This is a genomic window from Alteromonas macleodii ATCC 27126, assembly GCF_000172635.2.
GTDB lineage: Bacteria > Pseudomonadota > Gammaproteobacteria > Enterobacterales > Alteromonadaceae > Alteromonas > Alteromonas macleodii.
Window position 1 is genome coordinate 802,571 of the sequence record NC_018632.1, and the last position, 19,348, is coordinate 821,918.

The following is a 19,348-nucleotide window of genomic DNA, read 5'->3' on the forward strand; positions in this document are numbered from 1 at the left end:
TTGATGCTCTCACGCATACCCAAATAATTTGCGTGAGAGCATCAAGGGCAATAAGGAACGTATAATGTTTGCAGTTGATCACATTATTTTACTCAGTGCAGTGCTTGCCATTTTGGGCGTACTGGCCAGTAAATTGTCCCCGCGCTTTGGCGTACCTGTTTTAGTTTTATTCCTTGGTGTAGGTATGTTGGCTGGAGAAGATGGTATCGGCCGAATCTTCTTTGATAATGCTGATGCTGCGCATGCCATTGGTACATTTGCGCTTATTCTCATCCTATTTGATGGCGGTCTACAAACGTCAAAAAAGTCCATAGCGCAGGCGTGGAAACCCGCCGCGTTGCTCGCCACTTTTGGCGTAATTGGTACGGCAGTGGTCACCGGTATCGCCGCTATGGTTATTCTCGATTTACCGCTTTATAAGGGCTTATTGCTTGGTGCTATTGTAGGGTCGACAGACGCCGCAGCAGTGTTTTCTGTTCTGCGCAACGCTGGTATACGCATTCCTTCAAAAATAAAATCCACACTAGAGCTGGAAAGTGCGTCGAATGATCCAATGGCCATATTCCTCACAATCGGCCTTATTACGCTTATTCAAGACAGCACCACTAAGCCAGTTGACTTACTTTCGCTGTTTGCCAGTCAAATGGGAGTGGGAGCGATAGTGGGCCTTGCTATCGGCGATATTGCAGTATGGCTTTTCAGACGCGTCACCTTAATGGCCATCGGTTTGTACCCGGTATTTGTGATGTTGTTTGGTGTATTGTCTTTTGGCCTTGCTGCGAACTTAAATGGCAGCGGCTTTCTCGCTACCTTTATTACGGGTGTTGTCGTGGGTAACAGCCGCTTTGCTTATCAGCGTAATACGTTTGTGTTTCTGGATGGGCTGGCCTGGCTTGGGCAAATTGCCATGTTCGTTATCTTAGGTTTGTTGGTAACGCCCACCGAGCTGTTTGTTAATTGGAAAGAAGGCCTTTTAATTGCGTTTGTGCTTATTTTTATTGCACGTCCGCTGGTGGTTATGCCGATTTTATTGCTTTCAAAATTCTCGTTCAAAGCATCGCTGCTTATATCATGGGTGGGTTTACGCGGTTCGGTGCCAATTATACTCGCTATATTTCCGCTAATATTCGGCATGCCATACGCCGAGCTCATTTTTAATGTCGTGTTCTTTATCGTGCTTATTTCTGCCTTGTTGCAAGGTTCCACCTTACCTTATGCGGCGCGTAAGTTAGGCTTAGTGTTGGACGATGAAGTAAAGGAATCGAGCACGCTGGAGATTGTAAAAGTCGCTAAGAGCAAGCGCGAGCTTATAGAAATAGAGGTATCTAAGTTATCGCCGGCACTACATAAAACCATTAGTGAATTAGCCCTTCCCGATAATACGGTAGTGGCGATGATTGCCCGCGGAGAAGAAACCCTTATACCCAAAGGAAGTACCAAAATAGAAATGGGCGATCAAATTTTCATTATCACCAAACTGCTTGATAAAAACGCCGTTGAGCACTGCTTTTACAGCGAGCAGGAATAGGGTGCTATTGTAAGGTACTTCATGTAGAATGCGCCGCGGAGTTGGCCAGGCAATCGCCGCTTTCGTAAGAAAGGGGAGGAAAGTCCGGGCTCCAAAGGGCAGGGTGCCAGATAACGTCTGGGCGGCGTGAGCCGACGACAAGTGCAGCAGAGAGAAGACCGCCTAAGCATGTTTACATGCCGGTAAGGGTGAAAGGGTGCGGTAAGAGCGCACCGCACCTCTGGTAACAGAGTGTGGCAAGGTAAACTCCACCCGGAGCAAGACCAAATAGGATCCCTCAACGTGTGGCCCGCATGGGGATCGGGTAGGTTGCTTGAATCAGTGAGCGATTGCTGATCTAGAGGAATGGTTGCCCACGACAGAACCCGGCTTACGGCCAACTCCACTCTTTTCCCAAAAGAAAGTGAAGCCTCTACCTGAAGGGATATTTCCTCAGGCAGAGACATTTATCGCTCGTTACTGGAAGAAGTAACGGAAAGTTGCGCCTACTGTACGAGGCTGGTTCACCGTAAATCCAAGCCGAGCTCGTCCACCACGTTCTCTATCAAAGGATAGCTGCGCGTTTTCGTCGAACAGGTTGTTTGCATACAGTAATATTTCATAGTCATCGTAGGTAAGACCGAAGCTCATATTAAGCGTGCCGTAGTCGTCTAACAACAAGTCTAATTCCGTTGTTTCTGCGCCAGTGGCACCGCCAAAGGCAAGGCCTGAAGTGAATATACCTGCGCCCGCAACTTGGTCACTAGGCTGGGTTATACGATCACCCACATACTGGTAAGAGCCTTGGAAATAGGTGCTGTTTGAAGAGAATAAAGGCTGCGCTAAATCGTAGGTAAATGCGATGGCAAAGCTCTCTTCAGGTACTGAAGCTAAGCGGTTACCGTCTTCTACGCCACCTAGTACCGCACCATCACCATCAACAACGGTTGAATCGAACTCGGCTTCAATGATGCTACCCGTTAATGAGAAAAAGAGCTGGTCAGTAAACTGACGCGTAAGCTCAAATTCAATACCTTGGGTGTGGGCGTCAGGCACGTTAAATGATACACGTGACGAGCAAGAACCAGCATCCAATGTAACCTGAAGATCTTCAATATCGTTATAGAAAGCCGAGATGTTAGCTGACCATCCTCGACCTGATGATTTCATACCGATCTCATAGTTGGTGAGCTTTTCATCGTCATAGTCTTGGAACGAACCAAAGATGGCTTCATCTTGGTCGGTACACAGGCTTCTATTTAGCGGGTCGTTAACGCCGCCAAGTCTGAATCCTTGAGACACCTGAGCATTTAAATTCACGTTTTCGTTTACGCTATACTGGCCAATTACACGTGAAGTAAAACCGTCTGATTCTGTGGAATCGGTCTGGTTGTCGCCATTGGCAAACAAGCCTCCAGAGATAAACTGACGCTCTTCTTCGTAATCGTAAAAACGCGAGCCGACAGTCATTTTAAAGTCATCGTTCACTTGATAGTTCACTTCCCCAAACACAGCAAGCTGCTTCAAGTCGTACGGTAAATAGGCGTTGTAGGGAGAATCAGCTTCAAAACCATTGGCAACCGCTGCTGACGTGCCTTCACCTAAGGTGGCGTCGGTAAATGCGTCGTACCCAGGGGTAGGGAGTGATTGGTCGTAAACACGCTCTGTAGAAGAGTAGAAAGCGCCAACTAGCCAATCTAGCGCGCCATCGCCATTGGATGCGGCACGAAGTTCAAAGGTATCTTGCTCTACTTCTGTTCGGTCCAAAAGATTCGACGGTAATAGTACGGCTTCATCCGGAAACCCTAAATCGATACTTACAGAGCCCGAAAGCGCGCTGGCATCACGACTTACAAGAATATCGCGGTCGGTATAGCTATAAACAAAGGTAAAGTCAGCAACGTCAGCCTGATACTCTGCGGTAACATCAGCAATCAAGGTATCGTCAGAGAAGCCTTCTTCTAGCAGCAAGTACTGCTCACGCTCACCCAATTGTATGGGTGGGCGGGTCGTGGTGTATGGGTTAGCAAACACATTGTACACTTCCTGCCTGTTAAACCCGTTCATTTCCAATTCTTGGAAGATAAGTCGTGGTGTAATCGTGAGCTTATCGTTGGGTGCGATAATGAAAGCTACGCGTCCGCCAGTTCTATCGCCGTCGTTAACGTCTTCGCTAAACGCGCCGTTTTCACCTAACGCATCTATAAAGCCTGCGTAATCAGTGCGGTATACCACCGCGCGCATGGCAATGGTGTCGGAAATAGGTACATTTACCATGCCCTTAACGTGACCGCCCACGCCACCGTCTGTCACACTATTAAGATTAGCTTCAAACTTACCTTCAAAGGTATCTAACTCGGGCTGATTGGTGATGTAGCGAAGGGTTCCGCCGATAGAGCCAGATCCAAAAAGCGTACCTTGCGGACCGCGCAGGGTTTCAATGCGGTTAAGGTCGAAAAGGTCGAGATCTGGAGTAAATAAAGACAGCGAGATCACGCTTTCATCGAGGTATACGCCGACCTGCTCCTTAACGCCTGGTTGGTCTCGTACAATTTGACCCGCTGAAACGCCACGCATAGATACTTGGCTTTGGCCTGGTCCTAAGTTCTGAATTGATACGCTCGCCACGTTTCTTGCGACGTCTTCTAAGTTTCCTGCACCGCTGCGTTCAAAGTCTCGCTGCGTTTGTGCGTTGATTGAAAAAGGAATGTCTTCAATGGATTCTGCACGCTTTGTTGCAGTTACTATGATCTGCTCAAAGTCATCGTCATCCTTTTGTTGTGTGTCCTGCGCCATTGCACCGGAGCTAAGCAGCCCCATTACCGCAACGCTAAGTGTGCTTCGTCTAAACGACGATTTTTCTATTTTAAACATAAGTCCATCCAGGTTGGTTGTTTCTATTTTGTTATCAGGCAAGGGCGTAATGTGGCAAAAAAGTTGGGTTATTTCCATAACTTGCGAAACAAATATTTCACTTTTTGTTGTATCTAATGCGGTACGTTTTTCTTGTTAATTTAGTGTTAATTGGAAGTGTGTGGGGAATGTGCGTCTAAAAGGTCAAAAGAAGCGTCTATCTGGCTAATTACAAAAGCAATAATCTAAGTATCATCTTTATGAGCGAGGTGTTGACCCTAAGAGCAAAAATGACTGAGTGATAAAAGCAAGCGGCAGCAATCGGTTTATATCAGCGTCACAGTAAAAGCTGATGGGTTAATTAGAAAGTACAACATGAAAGCATTGTTCAACAGTTAAAGCTAAGAAGGTGAGTAATAGAGTGGAGAAGGCAGTGAATACAAGCGATGTAGTAAAAGGGGTCTTAGCAATTGTTATCGCAAGCTTTCTGTGGGGGACAACAGGCACTGCCGCTCAGTTCGCTCCAGAAATCAGTCCTCTGGCAATTGGTGCCTTTGCAATGGGTATAGGTGGTGTATTGCTTTGTGTTAGTGCCCGAAAATCACTGGTAAAGGATGCACCTATTCTTTTTTCTACACCACTGACCTTTCTGTTTGGCAGTGCATGTGTTGCAATTTATCCGCTGGCCTTTTACAGCTCAATGCGTTTGTCAGGCGTTGCCATAGGCACCGTGGTTTCTATCGCCAGTGCACCACTATTCGCTGCGCTTTTAGAGTATTTTTTAAGTAAAAAGCCCGTGTCTTTAAAATGGTTTATTAGTTTTGTGTTTGGTGCGTTTGGGATTGGCATGTTAGCCATGGGTAAGGCACACGACGCAATGGCGTTGTCAGCATCTAAAGATGATCAGGTGTTCGGCGTTATGTTGGGTTTAATTGCAGGTTTAACTTACGCTGGATACTCATGGGCCGCGAAGCAACACATTGACGCTGGCGCAAATTCAAAATCTGCCATGGCCGGACTTTTCGGTTGCGCTGCCGTTGCTCTGTTGCCTTCCCTCTGGTTTACCGGTCAAAACTTGTTTGCTAACACTATCCACATTAGCGTTTCACTCTATATGGCTGTTGTGCCGATGTTTCTTGGTTATTTGCTATTTGGCTATGGTCTTCGCACTACCGAAGCGAGTAAAGCTACGCTTATTACGTTAATTGAGCCACTGGTTGCGACACTTTTCGCTATTTTTCTAATTGGCGAAGTATTCAAGCCGGTGGGGTGGGTTGGCATGACGCTGGTGTGTCTTTGCCTTTTAATCCAATCGATAAAATTTCCCTTTGCTTTAAAGCGCTATGGCAAAAAAGCAACGGCGTAATGTTGAAACTGCGTGTGGCTTATAATGAAAAGTCAGAATACTTGTTAAGTATTCTATCAATTTGACCCGTTTGTTTTAATTCAGCAATGGCGCGGTTAATGGCGGGGAGCTTATCTTTATGTCGATTGTGAATACGCAACGCCATTTTGCCTGCGGTATGGATGGGGCCCAGCGCTATTTTTATGTTGTGCATTGAAGACCAGTAACGCGCCGCTGCTTCCTCCATTATGATGACATCTATCCGTTTCATGCCAAGGGCTAAGATAAGGTTACTCTCGGCTTGAAAGTCCATTCTGACGAACTTATCAGAATCAAAATAGACATAGCCGGAGATCATCCCTACGGTTTCACCGTAGATAGAGGCGACGGTTTGGTATCGGCTATGGTTTTCAGGCAGAGTAATAAAGTATTCTGTGATGTCTATAATGGGATCTGAGAAAGTGAAGTCGCCCGCGGGCTCATCTTTAGACAGCCAGCTTGGACTGAAAAAGTCGAAATCAAGAGCGCCTGTTTTAAATGCAAGCATGGCACGTTTGGTAGAGAGCATGACTTTTTCTGTCTTAATACCTGCTCTATTCATAATAAGGGGAAGGATTTCAACTAGAATACCGGCCCTATCTTCGTCGACAGCATTTTCGTACGGGATAGAGCTGCCTGACGTTCCAAGATTATATCGCAGTACTTCATCGGCAGTCGCGCCACCGCCTAAAAGCGAAACGTTAATCAATAAGATAAACGAAATAACTTTTTTGATGTGAGGGGCTAATCTCGCTAAGGCGTTCACTCAAGATGTTCCACTACAATAGGTTAATGAACGGCGCTTTCTTCACTATTTCTTTCAATGCTTGCCCAATGCTCAACTTTGTCGATGAGGTCAATAGCATCAAAAGGTTTACTTAGGTAATCGTCCATTCCGGCGTTAACGCAGCGCTCTTTGTCACCTTTCATGGCATTGGCGGTTAGTGCGATGATCGGCACATTCAAATAGCGTTCTCCGGCCTCACCATTTCTTATGCGTTTAGTTGCTTCAAAGCCGTCCATTTCTGGCATTTGACAGTCCATCAAGACAACATCAAAGGTCACTTTCATTTTGTTCAACGCTTCAAGTGCCTCTAGGCCTGATTTGGCACTCAATGTAGTGTGGTTGTTTAGGTGCTGTTTAACAATAACCTGATTAATGTCGTTGTCTTCGACAATTAATACTTTGCGTTTTTTCCCTTTTTCCCGTTTCACTCCTGAGGAGTGGTGAACTGGCTTAAGCAGGGCTTCGTCGGCTTGTTCAAGCATAATAGTGAAAGAGAACGTGCTTCCGTGACCTTTAACGCTCTCAAGTTTTATATCGCCGCCCATGAGTTCGCATAATTGTTTGCTAATAGAAAGGCCAAGGCCTGTTCCGCCGAATTTGCGAGTTGTAGAAAGGTCTTCTTGGGTAAAGACATCAAAGATTGTACTTTGCTTGTCTTGTGCGATGCCAATGCCGGTGTCTTTTACGCTACATAAAAGCTTAAGGCTGTTATCTGCATTTTGCTGAATGCTGGTGGTGACTTCAATACATCCACTGTCGGTGAACTTCACGGCATTACCTAACAAGTTCGAGAGTATTTGTCTAAAGCGTACATCATCGCCTTGTACAACGTGAAAGCCTTGTAAATCAAAGTGAAAATGTAGCGCTAACCCTTTTTCTTGGCACATAATCGCGTACTGACTTTGAAGGTTTTCAAGCGACTCTAAAATGTCGAATGGGTTTTCTTCAATTTGCAGTTGGCCTGCCTCAATTTTAGAGAAGTCCAAAATATCATTTACGATATGTAAAAGGCCCTGGATACTAAACTTAGCAAGAGACAGGTAGTGCTTTTGCTCCTCAGTGAGTTCAGAGCTAGCCATTAACTGCAAAACACCAGAAATACCGTGTATTGGCGTGCGTATTTCATGGCTCATACTAGCGAGGAAGCTCGATTTAAGACGGGCAGACTCTTCCGCTTTTTCTCGCGCATCCTGAAGATACTGTTCGGTTTGTCGTTGTTGAGTAACGTCCTGTTGAAACCCGATATAGTGAGTGACTTCACCATTTATTTTTACCGGCGTTAAATTCAAACGATTATAAAAGGCGCTGCCGTCTTTTTTATAGTTGAGCAGCGTCGTTTCAATAGGCTCGCGCACTGCAATAGCCTTGCGGATTTGGTCAACTGTCTGCTTGCTGGTTTCATCGCCCTGCATCGACCTGCAGTTATGACCGATTATTTCTTCACGACTGTAGCCTGTAAGCTCTTCAAAGGCACTGTTTACGTATATTATTGGTTGGCCGACGCGCTTAATGTCCGAAATGATGATCGACACCGTTGCTTCATCCATAGCGTGAGTGAGCACTTTAACGTGACTTTCAAGAGAGCGTTGTTCAGTTTCGTCGCTACCAACATAGATATCACCACGAATATTACCATTAGCATCGGCCAGTGATGTTTTAGTCCAATGAACAAACCGCTCTTGGCCGGTTGATACCGAAAAGTGTGTAAGTTCATTGCTCTGTGAAGAAGCAAGCTTTTGCATAATGAACTTCAAAATACCGTTCTTTTCACCGTACTGGTCATGACAAAAGTCGTCGAAGCGCTTATTAGAAAGTAAAGTTTGCTTGTCTTGATCAACCACTACAAGCATATCGCCCATTGATTCCAACACGTTGGAAAACTGTTCGTTAGACAGCGAAACCTCTGTCAAATCCCAAATCAGTTTGTCAAACGCTTCGCGAATATCCGCAAGTTCTTGGGCCTCAACGTCACTATCAAGGCGTAGTGAGGTCTTATCATCACTGTTTAGTCGATTCTTAATGTCATTGTACAAAGTCGAAAGTGTTCGCTCGGCAAGCGTTCCCGTCATACTCACCATATGCAAAATGATAAATACGAAGCCTACGATCATTGCCAGCAATACAATCCCAGTCCATGCGGCTTCTCTGTATGCGGTGATGGTGGGTTTAACGCTGTACAAGGTTAGATTTTGCCAATCAGCCTTTTTTATAGCGTAGCCGCTGTCATCAAAATCGGAAAAGCTTGAGTTGGGAGCAATGAGTGAGGGCTCACTGCTAAACAGGACATGCCCACTAGAGTCGGTAACAAGCTGGTTAGTCAGTCTGGGATAGGGCGCGAGCAAAGACTGCAAGCTATCCACATACATGACAAGTGCGCCTTCCGCTACGCCTCTAAGTAACACTGGAACGCTTATTAATACGCCGTACTTTGATACCGAGGAGTATGCATTCGATGAACCAAGGGTTTGCTGGCGCCATGCACTACTGAGCGACTCGGGGATAACAGCATTCCAGTTTTTATCAATCACCCGGTTCCCGGCAAAATCAAATAGCGCAAACTCGACACTTTTCGCCTGAGTTAAATTTAACGAGCGGAAAAACATGGGAAGGTAATTATCCCTTTGCTCGAAATCAACCAAGGAATTGATGATGATATCGTTAGCTGCCAAGTCTGCTAGCTGTCTAGTGGTATCGCTAACAATGTAATTGATATCTTGTTCTAAACCATCAACAGATTGTTGTTGAAGCTGGTCGGTTTGTTTAACAATGAAGTGAAAAGAGAGAGCAAATAGAATGATAGACAAAACCGCGACGAGTAAAACCAGTCGCGGTAGCATGCTTGAAAGCAGAAGAGAGCGTAACCTTGGGGGCTGCTGCATCATTGCACGCCCGTTGTTACCAAGTGACCTTTTTCGTTAAACGTAGTCATAAAATAATCCTTTGCCCAGAGTGCATCGTGTCTGTCCTCTGAAAATGGAGCTGTGTAGTGCTTCACTGCACCTTGCACATTTTGAAGAGACTCTAGCGCACCGCGTAATGCGTCTACTTCTATACTACCAGCTTTCGCGGCAGCTGCCGCGATTAAATGAGTTAAATCATAAGCATGAGCCAAACCTGTCACACCACCAATCGCAGTCGCATCCACCAAGCCATACTTATTATAATAGGCTTCTAACAAGCTTTTTGCCTTGGTATTTTTCTGGTGGTTGAAGTGGAAGGTTTGAAGTACTGACACATTGTAGTTAGCGATGGGCTTTGCAAGTAAAGAGGCGAACTGACCCGACGCGACTCCCCAATGCGACACAACTGGGAGAGAGGCGATGCCTTGTTTTGCCATCTCATCGAGTACCACAACACCTTCAGGAACGTTAGTGACAAGAATGATCGCTTCCGCTTTCGCGCTTTTTATTGCCGCGATATCCTCAGAAAAGTCTTTCTGCTGCCAATTTATCCAATGGGTTGCTGTTATATCAATATCATTATTACTTGCAGCTTGTGTTAATGATTCAAGGTTTGAGCGTCCCCATCCTGTTCTTTCCAGTACTAACGCAATATTTGAAAGCCCCATATATTTGACGTGATTAATTAGGACTGACGCTGCTTCAGCGTCGCGTACCGACACGCGAAATATGTTATTCGGTGAGTGCCCGTTGTCGATAATAGGCGTCCCCGCTGCCCAAGGAACCAACATCAAAATGTTTTTTTCGTGTATTGGGTCGACTTCAGCGAGAACTACAGGTGTATGAACGCCGCCTACTACCGCAAGTAAATTGGGAGTTTGGGAAAATTGCTCAATGTTATATACACCTCGAGCTGGGTTGCCGCGATGGTCTTTCGCAATAACTTTTATTTGACGACCTAGAATCCCACCAGCGGCATTTATTTCGTCGACGGCAAGCTCGACCCCTCTTGTAATAGCGATGCCACCTTCAACAGCTACCGCTGAAAGATCGGCATCAATACCAATCACCAGAGGTTCCGTTGAACTTAATGCTTTACTTGCAGTAAAAATTGAAAAGACGCAAGCCAGCGAGAGAAAGATAGAAAGTGCACGCATGAATAGGCTACCTAAATGTTAACCTTAAAAGTGTATAGCAATGTGCTCAGTCTTTTAGCGTAAACGTCTTATCCTTTAGTATAAGTTTGATGCTTTTTTGAGAGCTTTTACGAGATTTTTGAGCGCTGGCGACGGGTTGGTGTACTAAACGAGTGCGCATTAATTGTGGCACGATTCTACTATTAGCTTATATTTCGAGAAGAGTGGTTGTACATTTGCTAAACAGTGCTCGACGTTGTTTAGTTGTTCCTCTGGTGACGAGGTAGCAGTAAAACCGCCTGATAAAAATGGTTTGCGTATGTTGCAAGCAAGGATAAACAGCGGTTTGGAGCGTGAGTGCGAAAGAATACCCTGCCAACAATAATAGACATTGAAGCAAGTGGATTTGGCGCAGCGAGTTACCCTATTGAGATAGGTATCGTGCGCTATGATGGTGCAAAGTGGTGTAAGCTACTTCGGCCTTTTGACTCGTGGGTTCACTGGGATCGAAAAGCGGAGTCACTGCACGGCATAACGCAGCAGATGCTGCAAACTCGAGGAGAAGAGCCTCGAAAAGTCTGTGTTGAGTTAAATAACTTCCTTGGCAATACGGTTGTTTACAGTGACGGTTGGGTCGTTGATAACCCGTGGCTAATTAAGCTCTACGCCGCAGCGCAGGTAGAAATGTCTTTCACGTGTAGAGCATTGGAATATATTTTGTCTGAAGCACAAATGAATCAATGGCATGAGGTGAAAAGCCGCCTTGCGAGCCAACTTGATGTTAAGCGTCATAGAGCGAGTTCCGACGCGATGGTAATTCAACAGACTTACGCAAAAACCTTATCATTGGCATAACGGCAACTACGTTTCGTCTTTATGATGGGGTGTAATACTAAAAGCGCACTGTGAATGCAATGTAGCGGTGACCTAAAACAAGGATGACTTAAAACAAGTAATTGACGCCCAATGAGAGAGCCATATTCTCTTCTTCCCCAACTTGCCTATGTTCAAGTTCTACCGCCATGTTTAAACCCTCGCTTTTGCCAAGCAGCCAGCCCAACCGAGTAAAAGTACCTACATCATGAGGTAAATAAAGCCACTCTGCGTAATGCTGAAAGGCGGTATTGTTGGTTTTGTACGTTGCATAGACCTTTTGCGGAACCCAAGTGTTAAACCGCCGGCTGGCGCTAAACATACCTTGTGACCCCGCTGGGTAGGTATAACTGTTGTCGTATAGATAAGTTTCGGTTGTAGATTGAATGCGGTACATACTATTTAGCTGCCACCGCGCTATTTTTTTGCTTTTGAATTGGATAGGACTGTAGTGGGGAGCATTTATTTCCGCGAGCACGGGGGAAGCCGCCATAGACGCAGCCAAAGTAAGTGCCAGAAGAATTCCAGTAACCACATTCATGGAAGAGCCCAAGTTGTTGTTATCATGGCTTGTAAACAACCAGAAACTACAAGCGATAGTGTGTTCGTTATTTAAGCATAGCTGCAAAAAATAGATGATGAAAATATTCTTTGCTGTTTTTTATTTGTTTCGTTGATTTTGCGAGCCAAATAAAAACGCCGCTAGTTTATACCAACACTTTTTTGCAAAGCGTTATAAAAACTGAGCGGCGTATTTAAAAGCGTTATTTGGTTATCGAATTAAATCGATGCTTTTAACGCTTCTGCTTTATCTGTTGCTTCCCATGGGAATTCGTCACGACCAAAGTGACCGTACGCAGCCGTTGGGCGATAAATAGGGCGCTCAAGGTCTAGCATTTGAATAAGTCCATACGGGCGTAGGTCGAAATGTTCACGGACCAGTGCCACTAATGTTTTCTCATCTACCACACCTGTACCGAAGGTATCGATGCTGATAGACGTTGGCTCTGCCACACCGATTGCATAAGACACTTGGATTTCGCAACGCTTAGCAAGTCCTGCTGCAACAATGTTCTTAGCAACGTAACGACCCGCGTATGCTGCACTGCGGTCTACTTTTGATGGATCTTTACCAGAGAACGCGCCACCACCGTGACGGGCCATACCACCGTAAGTATCAACAATGATTTTACGACCTGTTAAGCCACAGTCGCCCATTGGACCACCGATAACGAATCGTCCCGTTGGGTTAATGTGAAAGCGTGTATTTCCATCAATCCATTCACTAGGCAGCACTGGCTTAATAATTTCTTCCATTACCGCTTCGCGAACTGTTTCAGTGCTTACTGAATCGCAGTGCTGGGTTGAAAGCACAACCGCGTCGATGCCAACAGGCTTGTCGTTTTCATATTTGAAAGTAATTTGGCTTTTCGCATCTGGGCGTAACCAGTCTAGCTTACCAGATTTACGCACTTCGGCTTGTTTTTGAACAAGGCGGTGAGAGTACGTGATTGGCGCAGGCATTAGTACGTCAGTTTCGTCGCTAGCGTAGCCAAACATTAGACCTTGGTCACCCGCACCTTGTTCTTCAAGGCTTGCGCGATCAACACCTTGATTGATGTCAGGTGACTGTTTGCCAATAGCATTTAATACCGCACATGAATCAGCGTCGAAGCCCATATCTGAGTGCGTGTAGCCAATTTCTTTAACTGTTTTTCGGGTAAGCTCTTCAATATCTACCCATGCAGAGGTAGTTACTTCACCACCCACTAAAACCATACCGGTTTTTACATACGTTTCGCAGGCCACCCGAGCGCGAGGATCTTGTTCTAAAATAGCGTCAAGAACCGCATCTGAGATCTGATCAGCAATTTTGTCCGGATGTCCTTCAGACACTGACTCGGATGTGAATAAATGCGTGGCCATAAATGCTCCGTAAGCGTTAAATTATCAAAATAGTCGTATATTGTACTAAAACAAGTTATAAATACCAGTCTTTACTTCTAGACGTCTAAAAGTCTCTTCGTTACGAATAGTTGACACAACCCGATCACTTATAGGGTTATTCAGGTCGTAATTGTCGAAGTTAATGATGTATTTGTAAAACTAGGCGTCAGATATAACTGTTTTTGCTGTAATGGGAATACGTGATGGTCAGGGTATGGACCATTTTTTACTATGACTTTCGCTATTGGCAATGAAAACCCATTGAACTGAAAGGTGGCATAGGTAAGAATAACGCCACATTCATTCGTATAAAGAAGTAGAGCGAACGCCTTACCTCTACGCTCGTCTAGCTTGCCTAGCCCGCTAAGATACGAAACAAAAGATACAAAATAAATCAGGAGACAACATGCCCTCTCGTCGTGAACTCGCCAATGCAATCCGTGCATTAAGCATGGATGCCGTTCAACAAGCTAAATCTGGTCACCCAGGTGCCCCAATGGGGATGGCTGATATCGCACAGGTACTATGGGGTGATTTCTTATCACACAACCCTGCAAACCCATCTTGGGCTAACCGCGATCGCTTTGTGCTTTCAAATGGTCACGGCTCGATGCTGTTGTACTCTCTTCTTCACCTTTCAGGCTACGAACTGCCAATTGAAGAGTTAAAGAACTTCCGCCAATTGCATTCAAAGACGCCAGGTCACCCAGAGTACGGTTATGCGCCAGGTGTTGAAACGACTACTGGCCCATTAGGCCAAGGTATCAGTAATGCTGTGGGTATGGCGCTTGCCGAGAAAGTGCTAGCGGCACAATTCAACAAAGATGGTCACACTATTGTTGACCACCACACCTACGCATTCCTAGGCGACGGCTGCTTAATGGAAGGTATCTCACACGAGACATGTTCATTAGCCGGTACACTAGGCCTTGGTAAGCTTATCGCGTTTTGGGATGACAACGGCATTTCAATTGATGGTGAAGTGGAAGGTTGGTTCACCGACGATACACCTGCACGCTTTAAGAGCTACGGTTGGGAAGTGATCGATGGCGTTGACGGTCACGATGCAGAGCAAGTGAAAGCCGCCATTGAAAAGGCACAGGCGAATACTGCGCAGCCTACGCTTATTTGTTGTAAAACCACCATTGGTTTCGGTTCGCCTAATAAAGAAGGTACCGAGTCTTGTCACGGTGCACCACTAGGTGAAGATGAAATTGTCGCTACTCGCGAGAAGCTTGGCTGGAGCCATGGCGCGTTCGAAATTCCTGACGATATTTACGCGGGTTGGGATGGAAAAGAGAAAGGCTCAAAAGCGGAAAGCGCGTGGAATGACGCTTTCGCAGCATACGAAGCCGCCTACCCAGAGCTTGCAGCAGAATTCAAACGCCGTGTAAATGGCGAACTGCCAGCAGATTTCAGCGACAAAGCAGACGCTATCATTGCTGAACTTCAAGCTAACCCACAAAATATCGCGTCACGTAAAGCGTCACAAAATGCACTGAATGCGTTTGGTCCGCTACTTCCTGAACTATTAGGCGGCTCTGCTGACCTTGCAGGTTCTAACCTTACTATTTGGGAAGGCAGCAAAGGCGTTGAAGCGAACGATGCGTCAGGTAACTACATTTATTACGGTGTACGTGAATTTGGTATGTCTGCCATGATGAATGGTATTGCCCTTCACGGTGGCTTTAAGGCATACGGTGCAACCTTCCTAATGTTTATGGAATATGCACGCAACGCGGTACGTATGGCAGCGCTAATGAAGCAGCCTGCAATTTTCGTTTACACCCACGATTCAATTGGTCTAGGTGAAGACGGCCCAACTCACCAGCCAGTAGAGCAGGTGGTAGCGCTACGAGCAACGCCTAACCTTGATAACTGGCGTCCTTGTGATCAGGTTGAGTCTGCTGTGTCGTGGAAGTCTGCTATTGAGCGCACTGACGGCCCAACAACGCTGATCTTCACACGTCAAGGCTTAGCGCAGCAAGAGCGAACGGCTGACCAAGTGGCTAACATTGCCAAAGGCGGTTACGTACTTAAAGACTGTGAAGGTACGCCAGAGCTTATTCTTATCGGTACCGGTTCTGAGGTTCAGCTAGCCGTTGAAGCCGCAGCGAAACTAACCGAGCAAGGCAAAGCCGTTCGCGTAGTGTCTATGCCATCAACTGACGTATTCGACCGTCAGTCTGCTGATTACCGTGAAAGCGTACTGCCTTCTAGCGTAGTTAAACGCGTAGCGGTTGAAGCCTTGTCTAAAGACAGCTGGTACAAGTACGTTGGCTTTAATGGCGCTATCGTAGGCATGGACACCTTTGGTGAATCTGCACCTGCTGGCGACCTGTTTAATCACTTCAACATTACCACTGACGCTGTAGTAGAGGCTGCACTGTCTCTGTAAGAGGTAATAGATAAGCCTATGGTAAATATTGCCATAAATGGGTTTGGTCGTATTGGTCGTAACGTGTTGCGCGCGCTGTATGAAAGTGGGCGCAACAACGAATTTAACGTGGTGGCCATTAACGACATTGCTAAACCCGAAGGCATAGCACATTTACTTAAATACGATACCGCCCACGGGCGGTTCCGTTTTGATGTGGCCTTAGAAAATAACACGCTAAATGTCGCAGGCGACGATATTACACTGCTCGCGATAAGCGATATTAAAGACCTACCCTGGAAAGACTTGGGCGTTGATATTGTGCTTGAGTGTACGGGCAAGTTTGATGACAGAGCATCGGGGCAAGCACATTTAGATGCCGGCGCTGGCAAAGTGCTTTTCTCGTCACCCGGGTCACCAGATTTAGACAATACGGTCATTTTCGGAACCAATGAAGACACGTTGACCAGTGAACAAAAATTAGTCTCCAATGGCTCTTGCACCACAAACTGCATTGTTCCTGTTATCCAAGCGCTAGACGCTGCGTTCGGTGTTGAAAGTGGTACGATCACAACCATTCACGCGTCTATGCACGACCAGCAAGTTATCGACGCCTATCACGAAGATTTGCGCAGAACCCGTGCTGCAAGTCAGTCGATTATTCCCGTTGATACCCGACTTGCTGCCGGTATAGAGCGCATTCTGCCTAAGTTTGCGGGAAAATTCGAAGCCATTGCGGTTCGAGTGCCAACTATCAATGTTACTGCCATGGATTTAAGTGTAACGCTTCAATCTAAGGTAACGATTGAGCAAGTGAACCAAGCCCTTCGCAATGCAAAAGCGGGGCGTTTACAGGGTATTTTGGACTACACCGAAGAGCCTTTGGTGTCGGTAGATTTCAATCACGACCCTCACTCGTGTATTGTAGATGGCACACAAACAAGAGTCAGTCACAAACAACTGGTTAAAACACTGGTGTGGTGTGACAACGAATGGGGTTTTGCAAACCGTATGCTCGATACCGCAAAAGTGATGTTCGACGCAAAATAAAGCATTGATGCTGCCAAGGGTTGGTAGCACCAGCCCGCGCAGCTTTCACAGTTAATTTGAGCGTGTCTTACCTTCAAACACGCTCTACTGAATTTAAATTAACATAGGAAAGACGATGGCAATTCCAAGCATGAGCGATATGGCCCTAAAAGGTCAGCGCGTATTAATTAGACAAGATTTAAACGTGCCGGTAAAAGACGGCAAAGTAACTTCTGATGCGCGTATCAAAGCATCAATCCCTACGATTAAAGCAGCCCTAGACGCAGGTGCGGCAGTTATGGTGATGTCTCACCTTGGTCGTCCTACTGAAGGCGAGCCTGCAGACGAATTCTCTCTTCAACCTGTTGTTGATTATCTTAATGACGCCCTAGACGTACCGGTTAAGCTTGTAAAAGATTACCTAGATGGTGTTGAGCTTAGCGAAGGCGAACTGGTTATCCTTGAAAACGTACGTTTTAATAACGGCGAAAAGAAGGACGACGAAACGTTAGCAAAACAGTACGCAGCACTTTGCGATATCTTTGTTATGGATGCGTTCGGTACTGCTCACCGCGCACAAGCGTCTACTCATGGCGTTGCTAAATTTGCACCAAAAGCCTGTGCTGGCCCATTACTTGCTGCAGAATTAGACGCACTTGGCAAAGCGCTAGACAACCCTAAGCGTCCAATGGTTGCTATTGTGGGGGGCTCTAAAGTATCTACCAAGTTAACGGTACTCAAAACACTTGCTGAAAAAGTTGACCAGCTGATTGTTGGTGGCGGTATTGCCAACACTTTCATTGCTGCTCAAGGCCATAATGTAGGTAAGTCACTAGTAGAGATGGACCTTACCGAGCAAGCCACGCAGCTTATGAATGAAGCACAGGCGAATGGCGGTAATATTCCAGTACCTACAGATGTGGTCGTGGGCAAAGCGTTTGATGAGAATACCGAAGCGACGCTAAAAGTAGTCAGTGACGTTGCCGACGACGATATGATTTTTGATATTGGTCCAGACTCTTCAAAGGCGTTAGAGGACATTATCAAGAACGCGGGAACCATTGTATGGAATGGCCCTGTAGGCGTATTTGAATTTGAACAGTTCAGTGCTGGAACAAAAGCGCTGTCTGAAGCGATTGCGGCAAGCGACGCATTCTCAATCGCAGGTGGTGGTGATACACTAGCAGCAGTTGATAAATACGGGATTGCCGATAAGGTCTCTTATATTTCAACAGGTGGTGGCGCGTTCCTAGAATTCTTGGAAGGAAAAACACTACCAGCGGTAGCAGTACTAGAAGAAAAAAATAAATAAGCCTCAACGCTGCACATTAAAGCAGCGTTTTATAGCGCTAGAGAGTTCATAGAAGCTCCTAAAAGCTAAGGCCTAGTACAAATGTTGCCCCACTATGTGTCACGCTCAGTAACAGCATTTTGAGCGTGACCATTTAATCGGAAACGATTACATCTGCGAAACAGTGAAGTACGCAGATATAAATACCAATCTTATTACAGATGTGTTTACTTAAGGTGTCGGCGTGCCGTGTCTGAGACAAACAGATCTTTAATAGAATTGGTATAACAATAAACCCTACACCTGTCTATTAAGGCAGTAATATACAAAAGGAGTGTTGCAATGGCATCACAAGCTCAGCAGGCAATGCTGGATAAACTGAAGACGCAAACCGGTTTTATTGCAGCGTTAGATCAAAGCGGCGGTAGTACCCCTAAAGCGTTGCGCTTATATGGCATCGAAGAGTCAGAGTACAGCTCAGACGAAGAGATGTTTAATCTTGTTCACGAAATGCGTACACGCATTATCACCAGCACCCCTTTTAGCGGCGAGCGCGTTCTTGGCGCAATCTTGTTTGAAAACACCCTTGATAGAGAAATTGAAGGCATGTCTTCTGCACACTACCTGTGGCAGAAAAAGCGTGTTATTCCTTTCTTAAAGGTAGATAAAGGACTAGCTGAAGAAAGCAATGGCGTTCAAGTAATGAAGCCAATGCCTGGTCTTGATGCACTGCTAGCTAAAGCGGTAGCGCAAGACGTGTTTGGCACTAAGATGCGAAGTGTTGTTAAGCTTGCGAATCACCAAGGTATTAAAGATGTTGTTGCTCAGCAATTTGAAGTGGGTAAACAAATCTTAGCCGCAGGCCTTGTTCCGATTATCGAGCCAGAAGTAGACATCCACAGCCCACAAAAAGCGGAAGCTGAAGCTCTTCTTAAATTAGAGATCCTAACGCAGCTAAACCTTCTAAACGAAGGCCAGGAAGTTATGCTCAAGCTAACGCTTCCAACAGAAGCTAATTTCTACAAAGAGCTTGTCGATCACCCTCGTGTACTTAAAGTAGTGGCGCTATCTGGCGGCTATAGCCGTGAAGAAGCAAATGCGAAACTGGCAGAAAACCAAGGTATGATTGCGAGCTTCTCTCGCGCATTGACTGAAGGCGTTTCTGCAAAGCAGTCTCAAGAAGAATTCGAGGCAACGCTAGATAAAGCGATTGAAGATATTTACCAAGCCTCTAAGGCGTAATCTTCCCTTTTGTCAGCACTTC

At 45.9% G+C, this 19,348-nt stretch carries 13 protein-coding genes and 1 other RNA gene; 8 read left to right on the plus strand and 6 right to left on the minus strand.

The window, feature by feature from the left end:
- Positions 1-64: 64 nt before the first annotated feature.
- On the plus strand, positions 65-1,528 hold the full coding sequence (locus MASE_RS03495; RefSeq protein ID WP_014948373.1) for a potassium/proton antiporter: 1,464 nt from the start codon (positions 65-67) through the stop codon (positions 1,526-1,528).
- 37 nt (positions 1,529-1,565) lie between these two features.
- Positions 1,566-1,916: RNase P RNA component class A (gene rnpB, locus MASE_RS19855), an RNA gene on the plus strand.
- A gap of 68 nt (positions 1,917-1,984) precedes the next feature.
- On the opposite strand, the gene MASE_RS03500 is transcribed toward rnpB, so the two are convergent.
- On the minus strand, positions 1,985-4,381 hold the full coding sequence (locus MASE_RS03500) for a TonB-dependent receptor (RefSeq protein ID WP_187289705.1): 2,397 nt from the start codon (positions 4,379-4,381) through the stop codon (positions 1,985-1,987).
- Positions 4,382-4,781: 400 nt separating this feature from the next.
- On the opposite strand from MASE_RS03500, the gene MASE_RS03505 reads away from it, so the two are divergent.
- Entirely contained in the window at positions 4,782-5,726 is a 945-nt protein-coding gene (locus MASE_RS03505; protein ID WP_014948376.1) for a DMT family transporter, read from the plus strand.
- A gap of 19 nt (positions 5,727-5,745) precedes the next feature.
- Here MASE_RS03505 and MASE_RS03510 read toward each other — a convergent pair whose 3' ends face one another.
- Genes MASE_RS03510 through MASE_RS03520 form a run of 3 tightly spaced genes read right to left on the minus strand, consistent with a single transcriptional unit; the run spans position 5,746 to position 10,588 of the window.
- Positions 5,746-6,510: a substrate-binding periplasmic protein gene (locus MASE_RS03510; RefSeq protein WP_014948377.1), complete on the minus strand. Its 765-nt coding sequence runs from the start codon at positions 6,508-6,510 to the stop codon at positions 5,746-5,748.
- A gap of 23 nt (positions 6,511-6,533) precedes the next feature.
- The gene (locus tag MASE_RS03515; RefSeq protein WP_170826495.1) at positions 6,534-9,413 is read right to left on the minus strand and encodes an ATP-binding protein; all 2,880 of its coding nucleotides are present in this window, start codon (positions 9,411-9,413) and stop codon (positions 6,534-6,536) included.
- Positions 9,410-10,588, minus strand: coding sequence for an ABC transporter substrate-binding protein (locus MASE_RS03520; protein WP_014948379.1), 1,179 nt, complete (start codon positions 10,586-10,588; stop codon positions 9,410-9,412). The genes MASE_RS03515 and MASE_RS03520 overlap by 4 nt, the downstream gene beginning before the upstream one ends.
- 336 nt (positions 10,589-10,924) lie before the next feature.
- Here MASE_RS03520 and MASE_RS03525 point away from each other — a divergent pair, with 336 nt between their 5' ends.
- Positions 10,925-11,422 carry a 3'-5' exonuclease gene (locus MASE_RS03525; RefSeq protein ID WP_014948380.1) on the plus strand — a complete coding sequence of 166 codons (498 nt, stop codon included), beginning with the start codon at positions 10,925-10,927 and terminating at the stop codon, positions 11,420-11,422.
- A gap of 88 nt (positions 11,423-11,510) precedes the next feature.
- Here the strand turns inward: MASE_RS03525 and MASE_RS03530 are convergent, their stop codons facing one another.
- Positions 11,511-11,981, minus strand: a complete 471-nt coding sequence (locus MASE_RS03530) for a hypothetical protein (protein WP_014948381.1) — start codon at positions 11,979-11,981, stop codon at positions 11,511-11,513.
- Between the two features lie 239 nt (positions 11,982-12,220).
- Positions 12,221-13,366, minus strand: a complete 1,146-nt coding sequence (gene metK / locus MASE_RS03535; protein ID WP_014948382.1) for a methionine adenosyltransferase — start codon at positions 13,364-13,366, stop codon at positions 12,221-12,223.
- A gap of 427 nt (positions 13,367-13,793) precedes the next feature.
- Here metK and tkt point away from each other — a divergent pair, with 427 nt between their 5' ends.
- From tkt to MASE_RS03555, 4 genes are all read left to right on the plus strand, one after another.
- Positions 13,794-15,785, plus strand: coding sequence for a transketolase (gene tkt, locus MASE_RS03540; protein ID WP_014948383.1), 1,992 nt, complete (start codon positions 13,794-13,796; stop codon positions 15,783-15,785).
- Positions 15,786-15,803: 18 nt separating this feature from the next.
- A complete protein-coding gene (gene epd, locus MASE_RS03545) occupies positions 15,804-16,814 on the plus strand; it encodes an erythrose-4-phosphate dehydrogenase (RefSeq protein WP_014948384.1) in 1,011 nt (336 codons plus the stop codon).
- Positions 16,815-16,929: 115 nt separating this feature from the next.
- Positions 16,930-18,105 (plus strand): phosphoglycerate kinase, encoded by a 1,176-nt coding sequence (locus tag MASE_RS03550; RefSeq protein ID WP_014948385.1) that lies wholly within the window; start codon positions 16,930-16,932, stop codon positions 18,103-18,105.
- Positions 18,106-18,426: 321 nt separating this feature from the next.
- A complete protein-coding gene (locus MASE_RS03555) occupies positions 18,427-19,326 on the plus strand; it encodes a fructose bisphosphate aldolase (protein ID WP_014948386.1) in 900 nt (299 codons plus the stop codon).
- Positions 19,327-19,348 lie beyond the last annotated feature (22 nt).

Coding starts and splice junctions, on each gene's coding strand:
- MASE_RS03495 (WP_014948373.1), top strand. CDS start 65: ATGTTTGCAGTTGATCACATTATTTTACTCAGTGCAGTGCTTGCCATT.
- MASE_RS03500 (WP_187289705.1), bottom strand. CDS start 4,381: ATGTTTAAAATAGAAAAATCGTCGTTTAGACGAAGCACACTTAGCGTT.
- MASE_RS03515 (WP_170826495.1), bottom strand. CDS start 9,413: ATGATGCAGCAGCCCCCAAGGTTACGCTCTCTTCTGCTTTCAAGCATG.
- MASE_RS03520 (WP_014948379.1), bottom strand. CDS start 10,588: ATGCGTGCACTTTCTATCTTTCTCTCGCTGGCTTGCGTCTTTTCAATT.
- MASE_RS03530 (WP_014948381.1), bottom strand. CDS start 11,981: ATGAATGTGGTTACTGGAATTCTTCTGGCACTTACTTTGGCTGCGTCT.
- metK (WP_014948382.1), bottom strand. CDS start 13,366: ATGGCCACGCATTTATTCACATCCGAGTCAGTGTCTGAAGGACATCCG.
- tkt (WP_014948383.1), top strand. CDS start 13,794: ATGCCCTCTCGTCGTGAACTCGCCAATGCAATCCGTGCATTAAGCATG.
- epd (WP_014948384.1), top strand. CDS start 15,804: ATGGTAAATATTGCCATAAATGGGTTTGGTCGTATTGGTCGTAACGTG.
- MASE_RS03550 (WP_014948385.1), top strand. CDS start 16,930: ATGGCAATTCCAAGCATGAGCGATATGGCCCTAAAAGGTCAGCGCGTA.
- MASE_RS03555 (WP_014948386.1), top strand. CDS start 18,427: ATGGCATCACAAGCTCAGCAGGCAATGCTGGATAAACTGAAGACGCAA.